Consider the following 21,879-nt stretch of genomic DNA (forward strand, 5'->3'; position numbering starts at 1 on the left):
GTCCAAAGCGGGTGCAAAGATACAATCTAAAATTAGATATACCTGAAAGTCTTTACATTGAAGATATTAAGAGAAATATTCGTGCAGCTGAAGCATCCACTCCTGTTCATAGTAACGTACTATACTAATAAGGATCGCACCGGCAATAACATAGGCCCAGTGGTAGGAGTTTCTTTTTACCATAATACCGCCAACCACAGCAAAAACAAGGTATGGCAGGGATAAAATAAGGTTCGGGATCATCCAGGCACCCTGGAACATGGCGACTATCTTCATGATCACATAGAATATGCTATAGAAGAAAATGATCTTTGAGATTAGAACGAGATATCTTTGGGAATTACTACTCATTATAATTTTCTGGTGTTTTTCTTCTTTTAGTGGTGTTTTCGAAAATATAAGCGAATTGAAGCAATTGCTCTTCAGAAAAAGGCTTTCCAATAAAGGTCAATCCTTTAGGTCTGTTTTCAGCAGTATATCCCATAGGTACGGTTATAGCAGGATATTTCGCCACCGCAGCATAACCGGCATGGTAATTATTGATCGAAAGAACCGCATCCAGGTTATGTTCTTGCATAGGTTTTTCGAAGAACCTGGTACCATTATTTTTCAGCGTATCCTTGATGGCTGCAAATTCCTTTTCGGTAGCCGAATCGTTTATGATCCCAATAAAAAGTGCCTGTCCGTAAGGAGCGCGATTCACGGAATCCTTTTCATTATAAGCTACAACGTCCTGAACATTTTTATAAGCAACATCTCCCCCATAATTCTTTAAATAAGTCGGGAGGTCTTTTTTCATATCCAGGTTGAGTAATCTAAGAAAGTTTGGAAGATCAATTTCTTCAGCCTCGAATTCAACAATTTTAGCTCCCGCATTTCTAAGATCGTTGATCGCTCTAACATAAAGAGTGTCTTCCATTAAAGACTTTATTGAGCCAAAACGCTTTCCCTTTAAATTACCTTTTTCAAGATTTGCGTAATAAACAGTTTTTTGTTTTCCTGCACTAGCAGATGCTGGATCTGCCTTGTCTACTCCTGTCATTGCATCCAGCAGGATCGCGTTATCTATCACAGATCTGGTGATTGGACCCGGAGTGTCTAAAGTACTGGAGATTGGTACGATCCCTCCCCTGCTTAAAACCCCGATAGTTGGTTTTAAACCTACCACAGAATTTGAACTTGAAGGAGATAATATCGAGCCTGAAGTTTCAGATCCAACTGCTACGGGAGCAAGATTTGCGGCAACCGCTACCCCGCTTCCAGAGCTTGACCCGCCGGTATCATGAATTTTTCTTCCGTAAGGATTTAAAGTCTGCCCTCCCATGGTTGAAAAACCGTTTGGACAGCCCTCGCAAAAGAAATTAGCCCACTCACTAAGATTCGCTTTCCCCAGGATAAGAGCACCGTTCTCTTTTAAACGCTCTACGATAAAAGCATCTTCGGTCTTATTATCCTTTAGCGCAACCGCACCTGCGGTTGTAGGTACTGCAACGGTATTGATATTATCCTTTAAAAGCACCGGGATCCCGAAAATAGGATGATGATTTTCAGTTTTTCCTTTTTGCCCATCTTTTTCACGAGCTTCGTTAATAAGATCTGGATTTAATGAGATGACAGAATTTAAAGATAATTCATTTTCCCTGTCGTATTCCCTGATCCTGGTGAGATAGAAAAGAGCTAATTCCTCATAAGTTAGCTTATCACTAGCGATGGCTTCCTGAATTTCGGGAATGGATTTTTCAAAAACCAGGGCTTTTACTTCTTCATAAACCTCAGTTGAAAATTCTGAAAGATCTGCTTCAAATGGTTTCCACAGACTATCGTTGTTGATCATCTTTGAATCCACCTGTTTGAACTCTATCTCTTCTGCATTGGTTGAATCAGACTCAACCTCAGCAGTTTCAGCAATATTATCAGATTTTTCATTTTTACAGCTGAATAAAACAACTGCAGCGAGAAGAAGTAAAGTTTTTTTCATGTGGCTATTTAAAGAAAGAGTCTACAAATTCGTATTTATTGAATACCTGCAGGTCCTCAATCCCTTCTCCAACGCCAATATACTTTACAGGAATTTTAAATTGATCACTTATCCCAATTACCACCCCTCCTTTAGCGGTACCATCAAGTTTGGTAACGGCCAGGGAAGTAACTTCGGTAGCTGCGGTGAACTGCTTAGCCTGCTCAAACGCATTCTGGCCGGTAGAACCATCCAAAACCAGAAGAACCTCGTGTGGAGCGTCTGGAATGGTCTTCTGCATTACCCTTTTCACCTTGGTAAGCTCCTTCATAAGGTTTACCTTATTATGAAGTCTTCCTGCAGTATCAATAAGAACCACATCAGCATTCATTTTTACCGCACTTTGTACGGTATCAAAAGCTACAGATGCAGGATCACTTCCCATTTTTTGTTTTATGATAGGAACGCCTGTACGGTCTGCCCATATCTGCAACTGATCTATCGCAGCAGCTCTGAAGGTATCGGCTGCCCCGAGAACCACTTTCTGGCCTTTACTTTTAAATTGATGAGCCAGTTTACCAATAGTGGTAGTTTTCCCTACTCCGTTCACACCAACCACCATGATCACATAAGGTTTGGTGTTTTCCGGCACATGGATATCGGCATCTTCGCCGGTGTTGGTTTCAGAAAGTAAAGCTGCGATCTCCTCACGAAGAATTTTATTAAGCTCGTCTGTCCCAAGATATTTGTCCCGCGCTACTCTTTCCTCAATCCGGTTAATGATCTTTACTGTGGTAGCAACTCCCACATCACTGCTTACCAGTACATCTTCAAGGTCATCAAGAACTTCTTCATCTACCTTGGCTTTTCCGGCTACGGCCTTACTCATTTTATCAAAGAAGCTGGACTTTGTTTTTTCCAATCCCTTGTCCAGGTTTTCCTTTTTCTCCTTTGAAAATATCTTTTTAAATAAACTCATTTTATTTGGCAGGTTTAAAACTAAAAAAGGCTAAAAGCCTCTGATATTGCGGCAATAAATATACATAAAAAGAAAAAGCCGTCCAGATTAAATCCAGGACGGCTTTTAAAGATTATTTAAAATCGTTTGTGAACGATCCTTACTTTTTCAAAAAGTCGTTTACGTCTTCCGGAGCCATGATTGCTTCTACAAATGTGTAGGCACCGGTTTTCTCAGATTTAACCATTTTAATCGCTTTGGTTAATCTTTTAGATCCTGTTTGAATAGATGCTACTGATTTCTTTGCCATGACTCAATTATTTTATTTCTTTATGAACCGTCATTTTCTTAAGAATAGGGTTGAACTTTTTCAACTCCATTCTATCCGGTGTATTCTTCTTATTTTTAGTTGTAATATATCTTGAAGTACCTGGTTGTCCAGTTGCTTTGTGCTCTGTACATTCTAGAATTACCTGAACTCTGTTACCTTTCTTTGCCATTGTGAAATATTTTTAGGTGCTGCTAAGGATTATTTCTGAAGAAATCCTTTTGCTTTAGCTTCCTTAATTACGGCAGAAATGCCTTTTTTATTGATATCTTTTAATGCAGATGTACACACTTTAAGTGTTACCCATCTATCTTCTTCAGGAATAAAGAAACGTTTTTTAACTAGGTTGGCGTTAAATTTACGTTTAGTCTTATTCATGGCGTGAGAAACATTATTCCCAACCATAGCTTTTTTCCCGGTAAGTTCACAAACTCTTGACATTGCTCTATACTTTTCTCGTTATTTCAAAACAGGCTGCAAATTAACGATTTTTTTACCTAACCGACAACTAATTCAAAAAAAATATTTTAGCTCTAAAACAATATTTCTGAATTCTCGTTTAGCTACTATGGCAGCGCTATTCAGCCTGCAAAAATAAGATTTTTAATACATATAAATCAAGAGAAAACAAGGCTAATATTTTAATTTTCAGGTTAACTACCTTAAAAATTAATTTTCTTCACCAATTTTAAGAATGCTTTCCTGGATTAATTGCATAGCTTTATTCACCGATTTACCGATCACTTTCTCCCGGTGATTCCCAAAATTAAATTCATAGGCCTCTACTCCTTTCGGCGTAGCGATCCCTATGAAAACGACACCCAGGTCGGCATCACTATCACCTTTGGTTGGGCCGGCATTACCGGTGGTAGAAATGGCAAAATCTGTATGAAATTTGTTTCGTGCGCCTGTTGCCATGGCTTTAGCAACCTGGGCACTTACCACAGAATATTTTTTTATAATTTCTTCAGGGATATCCAGAAGTTCTGTTTTCGAAGTTGTGGAATAACACACTACACTTCCCTTAAAAGACGCTGAGGAACCGGGTTCCCTGGTGAAATTTGAAGCGAGTCTTCCACCGGTGCAACTCTCGGCAGTGGATAAGGTCCATTCTTTTTGCACCAGCAACTTGCTTATTACCACTTCCAGGGAATCATCGTCTTCCAGGCCAAAAATTATATCACCAATAATTTCGTGAAGTAAATCAATCTGGGTGTCCAGCAGTTTATTAAGGTAGTTCTCATCTACCCCTCTTGCACTCAACCTAAGTCTTACCCTTCCTAAATTAGGCAGGTAGGCAAGCTTGATTTCAGCAGGCAGATTATCTTCCCAGGATTCTATCTTTTCGGCGATGGCACTTTCTCCCAGTCCGTAAGTGATGACTGTACGATGGATGATAACCGGTCTCGAGAAAGTTCTCATCAATCCCGGGATCACTTCTCTTTCCATGAGTACCCGCATTTCGTAGGGTACTCCTGGCATAGATACAAATACTTTACCTTGATCTTCAAACCACATCCCCGCGGCGGTACCATATTCATTATGCAGGGCCGTAGCTTTTGAAGGCAATAAGGCCTGATCCCGATTGAGATCTGAAATGGGAGTGTCTATATATTTTTCAAAAAGTTCCTCAATATGCCTGAGAACCTTGTCATTTCGCACGAGTTTATCGTCAAAAAATTCACACAGGCATTTCTTGGTAATATCATCTTTCGTAGGACCCAGTCCCCCGGTTATAATAATGATATCGGCTCTTTGGGAAGCTTCCGTTAACGTCTGGAGTATATGTTCCCGTTCATCCTGAATAGAGGTGATCTGATGAACGCTTACACCTATCTTATTGAGCTCTTTGGAGATGTAAGCAGAATTGGTATCCACAATCTGACCGATGAGAATCTCATCCCCGATCGTGATTATCTCGGCTGTCATTCTAAATTGAAATCTCGTTTTAATGCTGCTGATGCTACTTCAACTTTTCTGGAAATAGTTTCTGCAGCCTCCGGCACCTTATCTTTACCTTTACCGTTCTTAGACCATGCTTCAATAGCAAGGATCTGGTCCATTAAATTTAATCCGAATAATTGCAGGTTCGGTTTCATCTTATGAGCAAATTGATATGCCAGCGAAGGATTATCGTTACTAATAGCTTCATTCATCGCCTCGACATCTGGCGGAATTTCTTCAAGAAAGGTTTGTACAACTACTAACATAAAATCCTCGTCACCCCCGGCCATTTCTTTGACTTCGTCTAGATTATAATTACTCATTAAGATCCTTATTTTACTCTTATTGAAAACATTTTATGTCCTTCCAGGTAACCGGTAAGACGGTCGTCTGGAAGCACTTTTCCAACACCCGCGGGAGTTCCCGTAAAAATGATATCTCCTATTTTCAGGGTGAAATACGTCGAAATATAAGCAATTAATTCATCAATCTTCCACAACATATGAGAGGTAGAAGCTTCCTGTACAACCTCTTCGTTTCTCTCTAACCTGAACTTTAAATCATCCAGGTCTCCTAATCCACTCTTATCCAACCAACTATCAGAAATTACAGCGGCGCCATCAAATGCTTTTGATTTTTCCCAGGGCAGGCCTTTATCCTTTAATTTTTGCTGAAGATCACGAGCTGTAAAATCAATACCCAGTCCTACCTCATCATAATATTTATGCGCGAATTTTGCCTGTATATGTTTTCCGATCTTTTTGATCTTTACCAGAACCTCCACCTCATAATGCACCTCTTCAGAAAAATCAGGGATAAAGAAAGGTTGTTTTTTTAGCAAAATGGAAGTATCCGGTTTTTGAAATAAAACCGGTTCCTCAGGTTTCTCATTATGCAACTCTGCTATATGATCTGTATAATTTCTGCCTACGCAAATGATCTTCATCTGATACTGGAATATAGAATTGAAAATTAAATTCGGGACCCAAGGTCACATTGGGTTTCAAATATAGAAATTTAAAGGATTTTAAAGCCCAGGAAATACGGCGGATTAAAGCTGATTTTTATACTATTTTAAATGGATTGCTTTTAGTCTGTCATCTTTACCTTAAAATCCGGCAGGGGAATTTTAGAATCAAAAGCTTCGTGTGATAATTCCAGTTCAGAGATCTTTTCCCAACCTAAAGGACCGTAGAACCAGGCATCTTCAGCTTCATCCCTTAGCACACCCTTAAATACAGGTGCATATTTCACAAGTTCAAAATCCTGCGCTACCAGGCTATCATTGATATAGTAATTCCTGGTTTCGGTAAATTGATTTTCCCTGATGAACAAATGTTCAACCCCTATAAAGATCCCATCTTCAGGGATACTGATCTTTTCTTTAAGCAGTTCGACAACGATACTGGATTCTCCGGGGTCTCTTTTAATGATCAAATTCTTCAGGAGATCCTCTCCTGGTTGTCCATTTTCATCCACATCATATAAGTGCAATCTGAATTTTGAAGGTCGCTGCCATTGCTCGGTCGTCTTAAAGAAATACACCTCCACTTCCTCCAAAAAACAGGATGCATTAAATCTACCGGGTTTAGGATAAAAAACAGCAATCTGCGAAGGATACTGACCGGCATTAAGATTCCCAAAGCCTATAGCTCCATTTCTCCATTCCGGTCGATAAGTAAAACTTTTGTTTTTCAGGATTTGTTTCAGAAGAATCTCATCCAGGCCTTCATTTTTAGGAAATAACTTAACATCCCTCCCGGCAAGATCTTCTACGCTGGCGATCCTGGAATGAAAGCCTACATAACTCACTCTCACCTTTTCATTCCTGAGACTATCCGGAATGCTGAAGGCAAAATATCCTTCAGCATTAGAAGTAGTCCCAATCGCATAATTCTGAAATAATAAATGCGCATATGGCAAAGGCTCTGAATTTTCATCTACCACCCTACCTTTTATAATTGTGTTCTGAGCCTGCAATAGCTGAACACAGAATACAATAAGTATAAGCTGATGAAAAAACCTCAATTAAGAAAGTTTATTATTTAGTTTACGAAGTTTAATAGCAGTAAGTACTTTCTTGGTATATAATGGAAAATCTGCATTTTGCATCCATCCAAAATATCCGGGCTCATCTTCCAGCACCTGCTCCACATATTTTCCTTTATACTTCCCAAACGCGAAAACCTCTTTCCCTTTTTTATCATAACTAATAAAACCTGCAAAATCTGCAAATTTCTTGCGGGAGCTAAAATCGGCCAGCCACTTCATATCATTTTCCAGGTCATCATATTTGTCCAGCTGAGATTTTAACACCTCGTAGGTAGCTTCGGTATCTGCTTCTGCGCTATGGGCATCGGTAAGATCCTTTCCGCAGTAAAACTGGTATGCCGCAGAAAGAGTACGCTGCTCTTTTTTATGGAAAATGGTCTGCACATCTACTGCCACCACGTTCTTCATTTCAAAATCTATACCTGCCCTGAGCAGCTCTTCCACCAGCAAGGGGATATCAAAACGATTAGAATTGTAACCTCCCAGATCACAACCTTTAATAAGATCATGGATTTTGGAAGCCAGCTCCTTAAAGGTTGGCTCATTGGCTACCTTTTCATTAGAAATACCATGAATGGCGATAACCTCAGCAGGAATCTCCCTTTCCGGATTTACCAGCCAGGTATGGCTTTCTTTATTTCCTTTTGGAAAAATTTTGAGTACGGCAATTTCTACGATTCTATCCTTGGAAATATTCGTTCCGGTAGTTTCAAGGTCAAAAAAACAAATAGGTCTGCTTAGTTTTAATTCCATGCGTTTAAATTATTTCAGGGCAAATATAATATAATTATAAGGCAGAAAAGCGGCAGTGTTTAAGCAATTTGAATATCGATTATTAATAAAAAACTTAGCAAATCAGCATGTTAGCGACAAAATATCATTTCGTAAAAATCATTTTATATATTTAGAACTTAAACAATAGTGAAAACAGTGTTGAAGTATATTTCCTATATAAGCCGGCAAGCACATATTTTAAACGATGCAAACCTGGAAAGTTTATTGACCAACTGCAGAAAAAAAAATACCGAAAGAAATATTACCGGCCTGTTGATTTCATATAAAGGTCATTTTATTCAATATATCGAAGGGGAACCTGATAAAATAGACAAATTATTTGGTAAGATAAAAAAAGATCCCAGGCATTATGAGGTGGTCGAACTGGCTTCAGATCATATAACTCAACGCCAATTCTCCAACTGGTCTATGGCTTTCAGGAAAGTTGATGAAGACCAGGCAGAAGATCTCCTTGGATACCGAAGACTTCAAAGAGATGAAGTATTTAATCAAACCGGTGACAAAATGAATTCCCCGGCAATGCAGCTACTTAATTCTTTTGTAAATAACCTATAAAAAAAAGCTGTGAATAATTTCACAGCTTTTTTTCTTTAAATCTATATTTTCTTAGATCTCACGGTTCTTATCAAAATCCTCGAGATATTGCGCTACCCTTTGCACAAATTGTCCACCCAGGGCACCATTCACAACCCTATGATCATAACTATGAGACAGGAACATTTTATATCTGATGCCTATAAAGTCTCCATCTGGTGTCTCGATCACCGCAGGCACCTTTCTTATGGCACCAAGGGCAAGGATCGCCACCTGTGGCTGATTTATAATAGGTGTTCCCATGATACTTCCAAAGGTACCCACGTTGGTTACCGTATAAGTTCCACCCTGGATATCGTCTGGCTTTAATTTATTTCGTCTGGCACGATCGGCAAGGTCATTTACCGCCTTAGCCATTCCCACAAGATTTAACCTGTCGGCATTCTTTATCACCGGCACAATAAGATTACCATCAGGAAGTGCTGCAGCCATTCCTAAATTGATATTTTTCTTTTTTATAATCTTGGTAGCATCTTCATTTACCGAAATATTGATCATTGGGAAATCTCTGATCGCTTTCGCCACGGCCTCCATAAAGATTGGAGTAAAGGTGAGCTTCTCACCTTCTTTTTTCTGAAATTCGTTCTTATGTTTATTTCTCCAATTCCAGATATTGGTAACATCAACTTCGATAAATGATTGTACGTGTGCAGATTTCTGAACACTCTCCACCATATGATGGGCGATCATTTTACCCATGCGGCTCATTTCTATGATCTCGTCTTCACCACTTGCAACAGGTTCAGGTTTTTTAGAAACCCCTGTTTCCAATGCCCTGGTATCTATAGACTTTCCATTAGAAGATGGAGTTTTTTCAGACTTACCTTCTCTGTTCTCAATATAACCTAGAATATCATTTTTTGTAACGCGGCCTTCTTTTCCTGTTCCTTCTATTTTCTCTAATTCTTCGAGAGAGATATTTTCCTCTTTGGCGATATTTTTCACCAGCGGGGAGTAGAATCTTGAGGAATCTGAATAATCCTCTGTAGATGTACCAGAAATTGTTTCCCTGGCATCTTCCATGGTTTTTTCAACTTCAGCAGCTGCCGCCGGGGCTTCTTCTCCAACTTCTTCTGAAGCATCCCCTGGAGTATCCTCAACGTCACCCTCAGTTTCTATAATAGCAATTGTTTGACCTACTTTTACCACATCATCTGCCTCAAATAGTTTTTCGACAAGTTTACCGTCTACTTCACTCGGCACTTCACTGTCTACTTTATCTGTAGCTATTTCAAGTACTGGCTCATCCATTTCAATAGTATCCCCTACATCTTTAAGCCAGCTGGTAATTGTTGCTTCTGCAACACTTTCACCCATCTTGGGTAATTTCAATTCAAATTTTGCCATATTGTTAAATCAGATGCGATTTTTGTTATTTGATTTGCGAATTTAATCAAAAAACCACTTATTAAATACTAAAAAACCAATAAAATTGAATTTTACTGAATTTATTACAGTGAATAATTGAGGCTAAATTCCTGCTAAAATTACAATTATAGATACGGAAACGAAAAAGTTTCGGAAATTTTTAAAGGATATGATGAAATATATCAGGATAAGAAGTTAACCCTTCATGGAATTTTCAAATGGGATCCTGTTGGTTATACTTCTGCCAAGAGTAACCTCATCTGCATATTCGAGTTCATCTCCCACAGAAATTCCACGGGCAATAGTGGATGTTTTAATTCCCGTTCCCTCAAGCTGCTTGAAAATGTAGAAATTGGTAGTATCGCCTTCCAGGGTACTGCTTAGCGCAAAAATAATTTCTTCGATCTTGCCGGCCTGAACCTTTTCTATCAGGGGTTTTATTGTTAACTGCGATGGTCCAACCCCATCCATAGGACTGATTTTTCCTCCCAAAACATGATAATGTCCTCTATACTGCCCCGTGTTTTCTATGGCCATTACATCCCGGATATCCTCTACCACACATACAATTTCTGAAGCCCGTGAAGGATTCGCACAGATTTCGCAAAGCTCGGTATCGCTGATGTTAAAGCAATTGCCACAAAGCTTTATATTCTCTCTTAAGTTTTGCAAAGCGCCGGCCAGCTGACTAGTCTGCTCTTTTGGCTGTTTTAAAAGATGCAGCACCAGTCTTAAAGCCGTTCGTTTTCCTATTCCCGGCAATTGAGACATCTCATCTACGGCCTGCTCCAGTAATTTTGAAGAAAAATCCATATGCGAATTTATGATTTTTTAAGCGGATGAAATTACTTAAAGCTTAATTTGTAAATTGCCCCGCAGAACTACTTACTATGCAACCTTACCAGGTACTCATTCTCATAGCCGCCTATTTTGCGGTACTAATTTTAATATCATACTTCACCGGGCGCGGTGGAAGTAATGCTGAATTTTTTAAAGCAAATAAACAGGCTCCATGGTATCTTGTCGCCTTTGGAATGATTGGAGCTTCACTAAGCGGAATCACATTTATATCTATTCCCGGAACCGTAGAAGCAGATTCCTTTAGTTATTTTCAGGTAGTTCTTGGTTATACCGTTGGATATGCAGTAATAGGTCAGGTTTTGCTCCCGCTGTATTATAAAATGAACCTGACCTCCATCTATACCTATCTGGAAACCAGGTTTGGAAATGCTTCTTATAAGACAGGAGCTTCTTTTTTCCTACTTTCCCGGGTAGTTGGAGCCAGTTTCAGACTCTTCCTCGTAGCAAATGTACTTCAGCTTATAGTTTTCGACAGCCTGGGTGTGCCTTATTATGTCACGGTTTCCATTACCATCTTACTAATCTGGCTTTATACCTTTAGAAGCGGAATCAAGACAATCGTCTGGACCGATACCCTGCAGACATTTTTCATGCTGCTGGCTTTAGGAATCACTATTTACTTTATTTCTGAAGACCTGGGTCTTTCCTTAAACAACCTGATGGGTTACCTGGCCGAAAGTGATCATTCTAAAATATTCTTTTTTGAAGACTGGAAAAGCAAGGATCATTTTGTGAAACAGTTCCTTTCCGGAGCTTTTATTGCCATCGTGATGACAGGTCTTGACCAGGATATGATGCAGAAAAACCTCACCTGCCGTAGTCTGAAGGATGCGCAAAAAAACGTTTTCTGGTTCACTATTGTCCTCGTATTTGTAAATTTTCTGTTTCTAACCTTAGGAGTATTATTAACAGATTATGCCGATATCAACGGTATTGCCGAGTCGAAAGATGACTTGTTCCCGGCGATCGCCACGAGTGGAAATCTGGGAATAGGCGTTGCTATATTTTTTATCCTGGGATTGATCGCCGCCGCCTATTCCAGCGCTGATAGCGCGCTTACAGCCCTTACTACTTCATTTAGTATCGATATTCTGGGTATTGAAAAGAAATATGATGAGAAAAAGCAGGTAAGGATCAGGAAGCAAATACACATTGCTATCTCCATATTATTAATAGTTGTGATGCTTATCTTTAAATATGCCATTGCAGACAAAAGTGTTATCAATAAACTGTTCCAATTTGCAGGCTATACCTATGGACCGCTGCTGGGCCTTTATGCCTTTGGATTATTTACCAAATGGAAAGTAAAAGATAAGCTGGTACCAATAGTCGCAATCGCTGCACCGGTTTTATCTTATATTATAAGCATTAACAGCCTGGTATGGTTTGGTTTTGAATTTGGATTCTTTATCCTGATATTAAATGGATTTCTAACTTTTACCGGTCTAATACTGCTGAGAAGAAAGCATAACTAAAGTACAGGCATTCTCATAGTCTATTCCATTTTTCTGAAGCAGTTTGTAGAGCTCAGGATTTTCTGTCCCGGGATTAAAAATGACCCTTTCAGGATTTAAAGAAATTATATAGTCATAATATTCCTGCTGTCTTTTAGCATTTAGATAGAGCGTAATAGTGTTGATATCTTCAAAAGGATATTTTTCATTTTTAATTTCAACGCCGTCCACCATGCCTTTTTTCAGACCTATAGCAACCGTTGGCTGACCATTTTTTACCAGTCGGTTAATGGCAAGATTTGAGTATCGTGATGTCTTTAAAGAGGCTCCAAGAACCAGGGTTTTTTTCTTCATATTCAAAGTTAATGAAAAATTGGTGTAACAATCTAAAGCGGGAACAGTCTTTAGGATGAAGTCCGGACTTTGCGAGATCATCTTATTAATTTTGATGGTTAGTGTTAAAAAGAATGATCTTGCTAAAACCTGCGTTTCTGAATGGAGATGCAGGTTCTTTTTTTTAAAAAAAATCATGTAACAAAATATTCCGGCATTCGTTGTTATAGTACAAGGTCATTAAAGTATGAGGTATTGTGACCATCTATTATGCAATACCAAGTAACTTGTATAACATTATTCATCAAAAATCAATCAAAAAATGAGACAATTATTTTTTAGCTTTTTATTTCTTTTTACCACATTCATCAGTATGGCATCTACAGATCCAACCGGGAAAATTTCAGGATCTGTAATAGATGAAGAATTAAATGAACCTATCCCTTTTGCTACTATTATTATTAACGACATGGATGGAAACCTTGTTACCGGGATCACTTCCAGTGACGATGGCACCTTCCAGATCAAAGATATTAAAGCTGGTGATTATGTTTTCAAAATTCAGTTTATAGGCTACAAAACCTACCAAAGAGAAATACATATAGACCGCAACAATACCAAAATTGAAATAGGAACCATAAAATTGGTGCCAGATATCGCCATGCTGGACGAAACGGTTGTTATCGCTGAAAGAACAACTATAGAGCAACGGGTAGACCGCAAGGTTATCAATGTAGGTAAAGATCTTATGACCACCGGAGCCAGCGCTTCTGAGATCATGAATAATATTCCTTCTGTTAATGTAGACCAGGATGGAAATATTGCTCTTCGCGGAAACTCTAATGTCAGGATCCTGGTGGACGGTAAACCAACCAATATGGATCCGGCACAGTTGCTGAAGCAGATCCCTTCTACTTCTATTAAGAGCATAGAATTGATCACGAATCCATCTGCGAAATACAATCCGGAAGGAATGAGCGGGATCATAAATATCGTATTGCATAAAAATGCGAATAAAGGATTTAACGGGAATCTTTCCACAGGACTTACCGTGGGTGAGAACACAAGGTTTAACGGGACCCTGGATATGAACTACAGAACAGGAAAACTGAATTTCTATACAAATCTAGGAACCGATTTTGGCCCCAGAGAGAATGGTGGAACCATTTTTCTTCCTGAGCAGAACATTGAACAAACCTTTAAGGTCGATAACCAAAGAGAATCATACCTATACAAAGTTGGTGTAGATTATTACTTAAATGATAAAAATACCTTGTCTTTTTATACCAACCAGAGTCTATTTGAAGGTGGGCCAGATGGATTTATCGCGGTAAGAGATCTAAGTGATGCTAGCATGAATATCACTCAGCTTCTAAACATGAACATGGATAACAGAAATTCATCTTATAACTTACTTTTTGACCATGATTTTGAAAAGGACGGTCATGATATCCAGTTCGAGTTAGATTTCAATGACTTTGCTGAAGATGAAAACACCCTGATAGATTTCGAAGAAACTAATCAAGGCCTTGTGCCTTATAGAGACTTCGTAGAAGAAAGCCGAGAAAATTTCACCGGAAACATCGATTATGTGAATCCGTTAAGTGACGTTTCAAACCTGGAAATGGGAGCCGAGGTAAGACTTCTGAACACAGATAATGCTTATCAGACCACCAAGCCTGTTTTCGACAATAGCGAATACCAGTATAAAAGGGATATTTATAGTTTTTATACCACCTTCGGGCAGAATTTTGAAAAATGGTCCTATCAATTTGGAGCAAGACTTGAAAGTTTTAATGTAGACGCAACTTATAATAGAGAACTGGTTTTCGAAGACGATTATTTCACAGTGTATCCTTCAGGATTTATAAGCTATACGCCGGGTGAAAAGAATTCATACCAGTTGAGCTTTAGCCGAAGAGTGGACAGACCAGGTTTTGGGCAGGTAAATCCAATACGTGAAGTAGCCTCCCCAAGATTGACCGTTGCAGGAAATCCAGAGTTACTGCCGCAATTTACCAATTCTATTGAGTTTAATTATACTCGCAAACTTGGAAAAAAAGGAAGTATCACCAGTGGAGTTTTCTATAGAAGAACTGTAGATGAGATCAACCAGGTATTCGACAATCAGGAAGGAGATCCGGGATCTATATTCTTGACTTTTGACAACTTTGATTCTAATGACTCTTATGGAGCTGAATTTTCTGCCAACTATAAATTCACCGACTGGTGGAGTACGAACACCGGATTAGAAATATATGGGCAGACCCTTAAGGGAGTTGCGGGAACTGAGTTCATAGAGATAGATAATAAAGCGTTCACCTTTAGAACCAATCATAATTTTAAAGCGACTGAATCTCTTACCTTTTCACTTTTCGGATTTTACCGAAGTAAAAGTCAGGACCTTCAGTTAGATGTAAAACCTCTCTACTTCATGAACCTGGGGGCGCGATATTCCTTCCTTGAAGATAATAAGGCAACCCTAAGCCTGAATTTTAATGATGTTTTCGACACCCAGGAATTCAGGGTTACAGATGGACGCCCTATTGAACAAAGAGGAAGGTTCAAAGGTGAAACCCAAACCGTCTATCTTGGTTTCTCTTACAGGTTCGGTGGCGGAAAGAACAAAGCTTTAAAACGTAAAAGTCGTGAAAATGACGATGAAGGTGGCGGCGGAGTATTCTAGTTGAAATTTTAACCAAAAAAGCCCCGGCAACTTGCCGGGGCTTTTTAATATTTTATGAATAAAGAATTATGCCTCTACCGCATACATTTTCTCTCTCTGCTCTCTAATGCTCTTATCACTCATGTATTCATCAAAACTTAAATAACGGTCTATTACTCCGCCCGGAGTTAGCTCAATGACGCGATTGGCGACTGTTTGAGCGAATTCATGATCGTGTGTAGTAAAAAGCACTGTTCCTTTGAAGTTTTTCAAAGAATTATTAAATGCAGTAATAGACTCAAGATCCAGGTGGTTCGTTGGTTCATCCAGCATCAAAACATTAGCTCTGATCATCATCATTCTGCTTAACATACAACGAACTTTCTCTCCTCCAGACAACACTCTACATGTCTTTAAGGCTTCTTCCCCGCTAAACAGCATTTTTCCAAGGAATCCTCTAATGTAAACTTCTTCTCTCTCCTCTTCTGTTGTTGCCCATTGACGTAACCAATCTACCAGGGTAAGGTCATTGTCAAAGTATTCTGAATTATCTGCTGGCAAATAAGACTGTGAAGTGGTCACACCCCATTGAAATTTACCATTAACAGGTTTTTGTTTTCCATTGATGATCTCATAAAACGCAGTGGTAGCCCTGGAATCCTTAGAAAATACAACCACTTTATCCCCTTTGGCCAGATTAATATCTACATTTCTAAAAAGTGTTTCACCCTCTATACTAGCTTCCAGCTTTTCTACATTCAGGATCTGATCTCCCGCTTCCCGCTCTCTTTCAAAAATGATCGCAGGATATCTTCTGCTCGAAGGCTTGATCTCATTGATATTAAGCTTATCGATCATTTTCTTTCTGGAAGTAGCCTGTTTACTCTTTGCTACGTTGGCGCTGAATCGAAGGATAAACTCCTGAAGTTCTTTTTTCTTCTCTTCTGCTTTCTTATTCTGTTGTGCCCTCTGTCTTGCCGCTAACTGGGAAGATTCATACCAGAAAGTATAGTTACCGCTAAAATGATTGATCTTTCCAAAATCTATATCAGAAATATGCGTACAAACCGCATCCAGGAAGTGACGGTCGTGAGATACAACAATTACGGTATTATCATAATTAGCAAGGAAATTTTCCAGCCAGGTGATGGTTTCATAGTCCAGATCGTTAGTAGGCTCATCCATGATCAGCACATCAGGATTTCCAAAAAGGGCCTGCGCCAGAAGCACACGTACCTTTTGCTGTCCATCAAGATCTTTCATCTGGGAGTAATGCAATTCGGTTTTAATGCCTAGATTAGAAAGCATAGAGGCAGCGTTACTTTCTGCGTTCCAGCCATCCATTTCTTCAAATTCTACCTGTAATTCTCCAATTTTATCTGCATTCTCGTCAGAATAATCTGCATATAATGCATCCATTTCTGTTTTAACCTTGAACAATGGCTTATTACCCCTTTGTACTGTCTCCAGCACAGTATATTCATCATAAAGGTTGTGATCCTGCTCTAATACAGACATACGCTTGCCGGGCTCCAGGTGCACGTGACCGGAAGTAGGCTCAGATTTCCCTGAAAGGATTTTTAAAAAGGTAGATTTACCGGCACCATTGGCCCCGATGATTCCATAACAGTTTCCCTGCGTAAAGGTTGTATTCACCTCATCGAACAAAACACGTTTTCCAAACTGTACAGAAAGGTTTGATACTGAAAGCATAAACAGAATAAATTAATTTTTTGCAAAAGTAGTTATAATCGTCTTCACTAAGAAAGATTAACGTTTTAATTATGTGTTTTAACGCACGCTTAACATAGCGCCCACACGGGTGGATATATATTTGTTAAAAAATGGGGCTAACCGAATGGCCTCCTTGCCCATTACTATAAATGAAGTACTTTCTTTTAATCGCCTTTAGCTGTGCGCTACTGTTCTCCGGATGCAATAAAAAATCTTCCGAAGACAATAGTATTTACGTTGGTGGTCAAATAAATAATCCTGAAACAGATTACGTTGTAATTTCAAGAGAAAATAAAATCATAGATACATTATTGCTCGATGAGAAAAATCAATTTGGCAAAACCTATGAAAATTTAGAGGGAGGGATATATACTTTCAAACACCCACCAGAAAGCCAGATCATGTATATGGAGCCCGGAGACAGTGTAGTAATCTACCTTAACACCATGGCTTTTGACGAATCACTCAATTTTAGCGGCAAAGGCTCCAGCAAAAGTAATTTTTTACTGGAAATGTTCTTAAAGAACCAGGACGACAACGATCTTATCCTTACATATTATAAAATTGAGCCTACGGAATTTGCCAAGATCACAGATTCTATTAAGGAAACAAGACTGCGCAGGCTTGAGGAACTTACCGAAAAAAATGATTTTTCTGAAGAATTTTTGAAGATCGCGAGAGCAAGCATAGACTATGAATATTATGACCTTAGGGAGCGATATACTTTTTTGATTAGGAAGTATTATAATAAATTTTCTGATGAGATCCCGGAAGATTTTAATGCCTACCGTTCAGAAATTAATTTCAATGACAAAGATCTGCAGGATTATTATGTTTATACGAATTTAATAGATGATTACCTGCGCTCAAAATCTATAGAACAATGCAAGGAAAATCATAGCAATCATCGTAATTGCTTAAATATTAACACTTTCAGGAATATTAAGCACAGAATGCTGCTCATAGATTCCCTAACAGAGCTGAAGACGCTTAAAAATGAATTTCTTGAAAGACTAACTGCCCAGGCGATTACCATGGCCGACAGAGAAAGTAGGCTGGATTCGATATTAAACCTTCTGGAAAGTATTAATTATTCAAATCTTAAGAATGCAAAAGAACTAGCTGAGATCCAAAAAAATTATTTTGTTGGCAGCTCATTAAAAAATCTTCAGGCGCAAAACACAAATGGTGAGATCATCACCTATGACCAGGTTATTAATAAACCAACGATCACCTATGCTTGGTCTATTTATGCCCCCGCTCATCACCGCTGGCAACATCAGATAATTGAGGACCTGAAAAAGAAATATCCCGAGTTAAACTTTCTTGGAGTGAATATAGACCTAGGTGAACGGGAAGAATGGTTAAGGACCCTGGAAACCTTTGGTTACGATAAGGATAATGAATATCAAATTGTAAACCGGGCACCTTCTAAAGAAACCTATAGAAAATACCTCAATAAGGTTATTTTCATTAACAGTAATGCGGTTATTGAAAGAGGCGATATTCAGTTTGGCAGCCCCGAATTTGAACAGGATATCCTGGAATTCATAAACCGATAAAAAAAAGGCCATCTTTTAAGATAGCCTTCCCTTCAATTAATTTTATCCTTACTTATTTATTTCCTTTCTTATAATCTGCAAGAAACTTTTCCAGACCAATATCAGTTAAAGGATGCTTAAGCAATCCTTCTATAGATGAAAGTGGTCCGGTCATAACATCGGCACCAAGCTTAGCACATTCTATTACGTGCATTGTATGTCTTACCGATGCGGCAAGGATTTCTGTTTCAAAACCGTAGTTATCATAGATAAGCCGTATCTCTGCGATCAGGTTAAGACCATCTGTAGAGATATCATCAAGCCTGCCTATAAAAGGAGAAACATAAGTTGCTCCTGCTTTGGCCGCCAATAATGCCTGTCCTGCTGAAAACACAAGCGTACAGTTGGTTCTTATCCCTTTATCGCTAAAATATTTAAGCGCTTTAACTCCTTCTTTGATCATTGGAACCTTAACAACGATCTGGTCGTGTAGTTCTGCCAGCTCCTCGCCTTCTCTCACCATCCCGTCAAAATCTGTAGAGATCACTTCTGCACTAACATCCCCGTCTACCAGGTCACAGATCTTTTTGTAATGCTTGAATATATTGTCTTTCCCGGTAATACCCTCCTTAGCCATTAACGAAGGATTGGTAGTAACCCCATCCAGCACTCCAAGATCCTGTGCTTCTTTGATCTGATCCAGATTGGCTGTATCAATAAAAAATTTCATAGTTGTGTGTTATTTTGAATATTAATGAAATATGTTTCGTGATTGAGATAAAATTACAATTTATAATGCTTCATAAGCATCTTCTCGTAGAGTTTATCTGGCAGTAAACTTTTCAACTTTACAGAGAGTTTCTGCAGTCGCTCACCCACTTTATAATGCACATTTGGCTCCGGTGTTTCGATGATCTTATGGATTTCCCTGGCCATTAACTCGGGATCCTGGCCCGCATCCACATGCTCATTCATAAGATCCAGGGTTTTCCCATAAACTGTCTCATATGGCGAGCCCTTAGTGACAGGCGCATGATACCTGCCTGAGGCAATATTAGTTGCAAAATCTCCCGGGGCCACATTGGTCATTTTAATTCCGAACTGTTTGATCTCCATTCGGTAAGCCTCTGCTGTGATCTCAAGAGCCCCTTTGGTAGCCGAATAGATCCCGCGATATGGAAGCCCCATATACCCGGCAATGGAAGTCACATTTATAATTAGACCACTTTTTTGGTTTCTCATTACCGGCAAAACATGTTTGATCATATTAAGCGGTCCAAAGTAATTGGTATTAAATGCCTTCTGAATTTCGACCTGGGGAGTTTCTTCAATGGGTCCGGTTATACCAACCCCGGCATTATTAATAAGAATATCTATTCTGCCCTCTTTATCTGAAACGAATTTTACAGCCTCGATAATACTTCGTTCGCTAGTAACATCCAATTGTATAAAATTAAACTCTCCGGCAGAAGAATTTTTAACTTTCCTGCTGGTACCATAGACAATAAAATTCCGTTTGCTGAGATAGGTCGCGATAGATTTTCCGATACCGGAAGAAGCGCCTGTAATTAGTACTACTTTTTTAGAAGATTCCCCGTTTTTCATATCGCACAAATATGCAATAAATTTAGGACTTGGTAGAAACAAAAAATGGCAAGCGACCCACATCACACCGCTACGACCGCCTACCCTTGCTGCGTTCCCGCCCTGGGGGATTCAGCAGGAGCTGGTTGTGTGGGACTTGCCGGTGCAAATATACAATCTTTGTATATTTAGGCAAGCTTTTTTTAATGCGAATTGGTTAATTTAGCTCAGTTTTCAAGCCTATTTTACAATGAACAAATTCAACTTACTGTTACTCTTTATTTTAAGCCTTTTTATTTTTTCCTGCGGAAGTAACAATGGAAGTAAAAAATCTGATTTTTCTATTCAGCTAAATGAAAATAAGTCTCAATTTTCCCTTGATGATAAGCTTCAGGCCTCCATCCTTAATAAAAAGAACAGAAGCATAGATTCAGTATCTTTTTATTTTGGAGATCTTTATTTAAAAAGTTCTAAAACCGGAAAGGATTTCAGCTTAAATCTGGAAAATGCTTTACTCGGTAACCATACTCTTAAGGCAATTGTATATACTGAAGAGGTCACAGATACCATTACTACAGATATTAAGATCCTGAATTCAAAAGCACCCGTCGTGTACACTTATGAGATCATAAATTCTTACCCCCATGATATCACTTCTTACACCCAGGGATTGGAATTTGATGGTGATATTCTTTACGAGAGTATAGGGCAATATGGAGAGTCAAAACTACGCAAGCTGGATCTTGAATCTGGCGAAGTACTGAAGGAGATAAAACTAGACGATCAATATTTTGCAGAAGGCCTTACCGTGCTGGACGATAAACTATACCAGCTTACCTGGCAGGAAGGCGAGGGTTTTATTTATGACCTGGAAACATTTGAACGCACCGGTACTTTTGGATATAACCAAAGCAAGGAAGGTTGGGGACTTTGTAACAATGGAGAAAAAATCTTTAAGAGTGACGGGACAGAAAAAATATGGATCCTGGATCCTGAAACTTTAGCAGAACAATCCTATATACAGCCTACCACGCATAAATCTGTTTCCACGAAATTCAATGAACTGGAATGGGTAAATGGAAAGATTTATGCCAACACATATCAGAAAGATGGTGTGGCCATTATAAATCCTGAAAACGGAGCCATCGAAGGTTTGATCAACTTTAAGGATTTGAGAAATCAGGTGACTCAACATGATAAACTGGACGTACTCAATGGAATTGCCTATAACCCTGAAGAAGACAGACTTTATGTAACCGGTAAGAACTGGGATAAGATTTTCGAGGTAAAGATCATACAGAAATAATGGAGGTTACCCCAGAAATATATCAGAAACATCTGGTTGTTGAAAAGAAACACCTCGATAAGCAAAAGCATGTAAATAACGTTCAGTACGTACAGTGGGTGCAGGATGTAGCCGAAGAGCATTGGGAAAAGCGTGCTACCAAAGAACAAAAACAAGATGTACTCTGGGTGGTAGTTAAGCATGAAATAAGCTATAAGATGGAAGCGTTTCTGGGTGACCATATTTGCCTGGAAACATATGTGCACGAGACGACCCACGTCACTTCCCAGAGATTTGTATTTATAAAAAATGCCCATACCGGAAAACTTCTGGCAGAGGCCAAAACCACCTGGTGTTTACTGGATGCTAAATCAAAAAAGCCGGTTAAGATTTCTGAAGAAATGAAACAGGTGTTTCAGCAATAGT

At 39.0% G+C, this 21,879-nt stretch carries 23 protein-coding genes and 1 other RNA gene; 6 read left to right on the forward strand and 18 right to left on the reverse strand.

Annotated features, from left to right (window positions below; all coding sequences use genetic code 11):
- Nucleotides 1-66: 66 nt before the first annotated feature.
- The 11 genes from FGM01_RS07695 to FGM01_RS07745 form a co-directional block, all read right to left on the reverse strand.
- The gene (locus FGM01_RS07695; RefSeq protein ID WP_143410584.1) at nucleotides 67-351 is read right to left on the reverse strand and encodes a hypothetical protein; all 285 of its coding nucleotides are present in this window, start codon (nucleotides 349-351) and stop codon (nucleotides 67-69) included.
- On the reverse strand, nucleotides 344-1,978 hold the full coding sequence (locus FGM01_RS07700) for an amidase family protein (protein WP_143410585.1): 1,635 nt from the start codon (nucleotides 1,976-1,978) through the stop codon (nucleotides 344-346). Before FGM01_RS07700 ends, FGM01_RS07695 begins: the two co-directional genes overlap by 8 nt.
- A gap of 4 nt (nucleotides 1,979-1,982) precedes the next feature.
- Nucleotides 1,983-2,936, reverse strand: a complete 954-nt coding sequence (gene ftsY / locus FGM01_RS07705; protein ID WP_143410587.1) for a signal recognition particle-docking protein FtsY — start codon at nucleotides 2,934-2,936, stop codon at nucleotides 1,983-1,985.
- A gap of 139 nt (nucleotides 2,937-3,075) precedes the next feature.
- The gene (locus FGM01_RS07710) at nucleotides 3,076-3,225 is read right to left on the reverse strand and encodes a DUF4295 domain-containing protein (protein ID WP_143410588.1); all 150 of its coding nucleotides are present in this window, start codon (nucleotides 3,223-3,225) and stop codon (nucleotides 3,076-3,078) included.
- Nucleotides 3,226-3,232: 7 nt separating this feature from the next.
- Nucleotides 3,233-3,415, reverse strand: a complete 183-nt coding sequence (rpmG, locus tag FGM01_RS07715) for a 50S ribosomal protein L33 (protein ID WP_057480125.1) — start codon at nucleotides 3,413-3,415, stop codon at nucleotides 3,233-3,235.
- Between the two features lie 29 nt (nucleotides 3,416-3,444).
- Nucleotides 3,445-3,684, reverse strand: a complete 240-nt coding sequence (rpmB, locus tag FGM01_RS07720; RefSeq protein ID WP_143410590.1) for a 50S ribosomal protein L28 — start codon at nucleotides 3,682-3,684, stop codon at nucleotides 3,445-3,447.
- A gap of 228 nt (nucleotides 3,685-3,912) precedes the next feature.
- Nucleotides 3,913-5,172 carry a competence/damage-inducible protein A gene (locus FGM01_RS07725; RefSeq protein WP_143410591.1) on the reverse strand — a complete coding sequence of 420 codons (1,260 nt, stop codon included), beginning with the start codon at nucleotides 5,170-5,172 and terminating at the stop codon, nucleotides 3,913-3,915.
- Complete coding sequence (locus tag FGM01_RS07730) at nucleotides 5,169-5,510, reverse strand: Hpt domain-containing protein (protein WP_143410593.1); 342 nt, start codon at nucleotides 5,508-5,510, stop codon at nucleotides 5,169-5,171. Before FGM01_RS07730 ends, FGM01_RS07725 begins: the two co-directional genes overlap by 4 nt.
- A gap of 8 nt (nucleotides 5,511-5,518) precedes the next feature.
- Nucleotides 5,519-6,133 carry a fumarylacetoacetate hydrolase family protein gene (locus FGM01_RS07735; protein ID WP_143410595.1) on the reverse strand — a complete coding sequence of 205 codons (615 nt, stop codon included), beginning with the start codon at nucleotides 6,131-6,133 and terminating at the stop codon, nucleotides 5,519-5,521.
- A 143-nt stretch (nucleotides 6,134-6,276) separates the two neighbouring features.
- Nucleotides 6,277-7,215 (reverse strand): carboxypeptidase-like regulatory domain-containing protein, encoded by a 939-nt coding sequence (locus tag FGM01_RS07740; RefSeq protein ID WP_143410596.1) that lies wholly within the window; start codon nucleotides 7,213-7,215, stop codon nucleotides 6,277-6,279.
- A complete protein-coding gene (locus tag FGM01_RS07745; protein ID WP_143410598.1) occupies nucleotides 7,216-7,992 on the reverse strand; it encodes a 3'-5' exonuclease in 777 nt (258 codons plus the stop codon).
- Nucleotides 7,993-8,160: 168 nt separating this feature from the next.
- Between FGM01_RS07745 and FGM01_RS07750 the strand changes: the two genes are divergently transcribed.
- Nucleotides 8,161-8,589 carry a BLUF domain-containing protein gene (locus tag FGM01_RS07750; protein ID WP_166435203.1) on the forward strand — a complete coding sequence of 143 codons (429 nt, stop codon included), beginning with the start codon at nucleotides 8,161-8,163 and terminating at the stop codon, nucleotides 8,587-8,589.
- A 51-nt stretch (nucleotides 8,590-8,640) separates the two neighbouring features.
- On the opposite strand, the gene FGM01_RS07755 is transcribed toward FGM01_RS07750, so the two are convergent.
- Complete coding sequence (locus FGM01_RS07755) at nucleotides 8,641-9,975, reverse strand: dihydrolipoamide acetyltransferase family protein (protein WP_143410602.1); 1,335 nt, start codon at nucleotides 9,973-9,975, stop codon at nucleotides 8,641-8,643.
- 216 nt (nucleotides 9,976-10,191) lie between these two features.
- Nucleotides 10,192-10,809 carry a recombination mediator RecR gene (recR, locus tag FGM01_RS07760; protein ID WP_143410604.1) on the reverse strand — a complete coding sequence of 206 codons (618 nt, stop codon included), beginning with the start codon at nucleotides 10,807-10,809 and terminating at the stop codon, nucleotides 10,192-10,194.
- A 77-nt stretch (nucleotides 10,810-10,886) separates the two neighbouring features.
- On the opposite strand from recR, the gene FGM01_RS07765 reads away from it, so the two are divergent.
- Nucleotides 10,887-12,332, forward strand: coding sequence for a sodium:solute symporter (locus tag FGM01_RS07765; RefSeq protein WP_143410605.1), 1,446 nt, complete (start codon nucleotides 10,887-10,889; stop codon nucleotides 12,330-12,332).
- Here FGM01_RS07765 and FGM01_RS07770 read toward each other — a convergent pair.
- Nucleotides 12,303-12,665, reverse strand: a complete 363-nt coding sequence (locus FGM01_RS07770; protein WP_143410606.1) for a CoA-binding protein — start codon at nucleotides 12,663-12,665, stop codon at nucleotides 12,303-12,305. The two genes, FGM01_RS07765 and FGM01_RS07770, sit on opposite strands and share 30 nt — an antisense overlap.
- A gap of 301 nt (nucleotides 12,666-12,966) precedes the next feature.
- Here FGM01_RS07770 and FGM01_RS07775 point away from each other — a divergent pair, with 301 nt between their 5' ends.
- On the forward strand, nucleotides 12,967-15,330 hold the full coding sequence (locus FGM01_RS07775) for a TonB-dependent receptor (RefSeq protein ID WP_143410607.1): 2,364 nt from the start codon (nucleotides 12,967-12,969) through the stop codon (nucleotides 15,328-15,330).
- A 66-nt stretch (nucleotides 15,331-15,396) separates the two neighbouring features.
- Here FGM01_RS07775 and FGM01_RS07780 read toward each other — a convergent pair whose 3' ends face one another.
- The gene (locus FGM01_RS07780) at nucleotides 15,397-17,022 is read right to left on the reverse strand and encodes an ABC-F family ATP-binding cassette domain-containing protein (protein ID WP_143410608.1); all 1,626 of its coding nucleotides are present in this window, start codon (nucleotides 17,020-17,022) and stop codon (nucleotides 15,397-15,399) included.
- Between the two features lie 170 nt (nucleotides 17,023-17,192).
- Here FGM01_RS07780 and FGM01_RS07785 point away from each other — a divergent pair, with 170 nt between their 5' ends.
- Nucleotides 17,193-18,605 carry a TlpA family protein disulfide reductase gene (locus FGM01_RS07785; RefSeq protein WP_143410609.1) on the forward strand — a complete coding sequence of 471 codons (1,413 nt, stop codon included), beginning with the start codon at nucleotides 17,193-17,195 and terminating at the stop codon, nucleotides 18,603-18,605.
- Nucleotides 18,606-18,657: 52 nt separating this feature from the next.
- Here the strand turns inward: FGM01_RS07785 and fsa are convergent, their stop codons facing one another.
- The 3 genes from fsa to ffs all read right to left on the reverse strand — a co-directional run bounded on the left by fsa (nucleotide 18,658) and on the right by ffs (nucleotide 20,331).
- Nucleotides 18,658-19,314: a fructose-6-phosphate aldolase gene (gene fsa / locus FGM01_RS07790; protein WP_143410610.1), complete on the reverse strand. Its 657-nt coding sequence runs from the start codon at nucleotides 19,312-19,314 to the stop codon at nucleotides 18,658-18,660.
- 53 nt (nucleotides 19,315-19,367) lie between these two features.
- Nucleotides 19,368-20,189, reverse strand: coding sequence for an SDR family oxidoreductase (locus FGM01_RS07795; RefSeq protein ID WP_143410611.1), 822 nt, complete (start codon nucleotides 20,187-20,189; stop codon nucleotides 19,368-19,370).
- A gap of 43 nt (nucleotides 20,190-20,232) precedes the next feature.
- Nucleotides 20,233-20,331, reverse strand: an RNA gene (gene ffs / locus FGM01_RS07800) — signal recognition particle sRNA small type.
- Between the two features lie 87 nt (nucleotides 20,332-20,418).
- Between ffs and FGM01_RS07805 the strand changes: the two genes are divergently transcribed.
- Both FGM01_RS07805 and FGM01_RS07810 read left to right on the forward strand, forming a co-directional pair.
- Nucleotides 20,419-21,474 carry a glutaminyl-peptide cyclotransferase gene (locus FGM01_RS07805; protein WP_143410612.1) on the forward strand — a complete coding sequence of 352 codons (1,056 nt, stop codon included), beginning with the start codon at nucleotides 20,419-20,421 and terminating at the stop codon, nucleotides 21,472-21,474.
- Complete coding sequence (locus FGM01_RS07810) at nucleotides 21,474-21,878, forward strand: acyl-CoA thioesterase (RefSeq protein WP_143410613.1); 405 nt, start codon at nucleotides 21,474-21,476, stop codon at nucleotides 21,876-21,878. Before FGM01_RS07805 ends, FGM01_RS07810 begins: the two co-directional genes overlap by 1 nt.
- Nucleotide 21,879 lies beyond the last annotated feature (1 nt).

The organism is Christiangramia sabulilitoris (assembly GCF_007050985.1).
GTDB lineage: Bacteria > Bacteroidota > Bacteroidia > Flavobacteriales > Flavobacteriaceae > Christiangramia > Christiangramia sabulilitoris.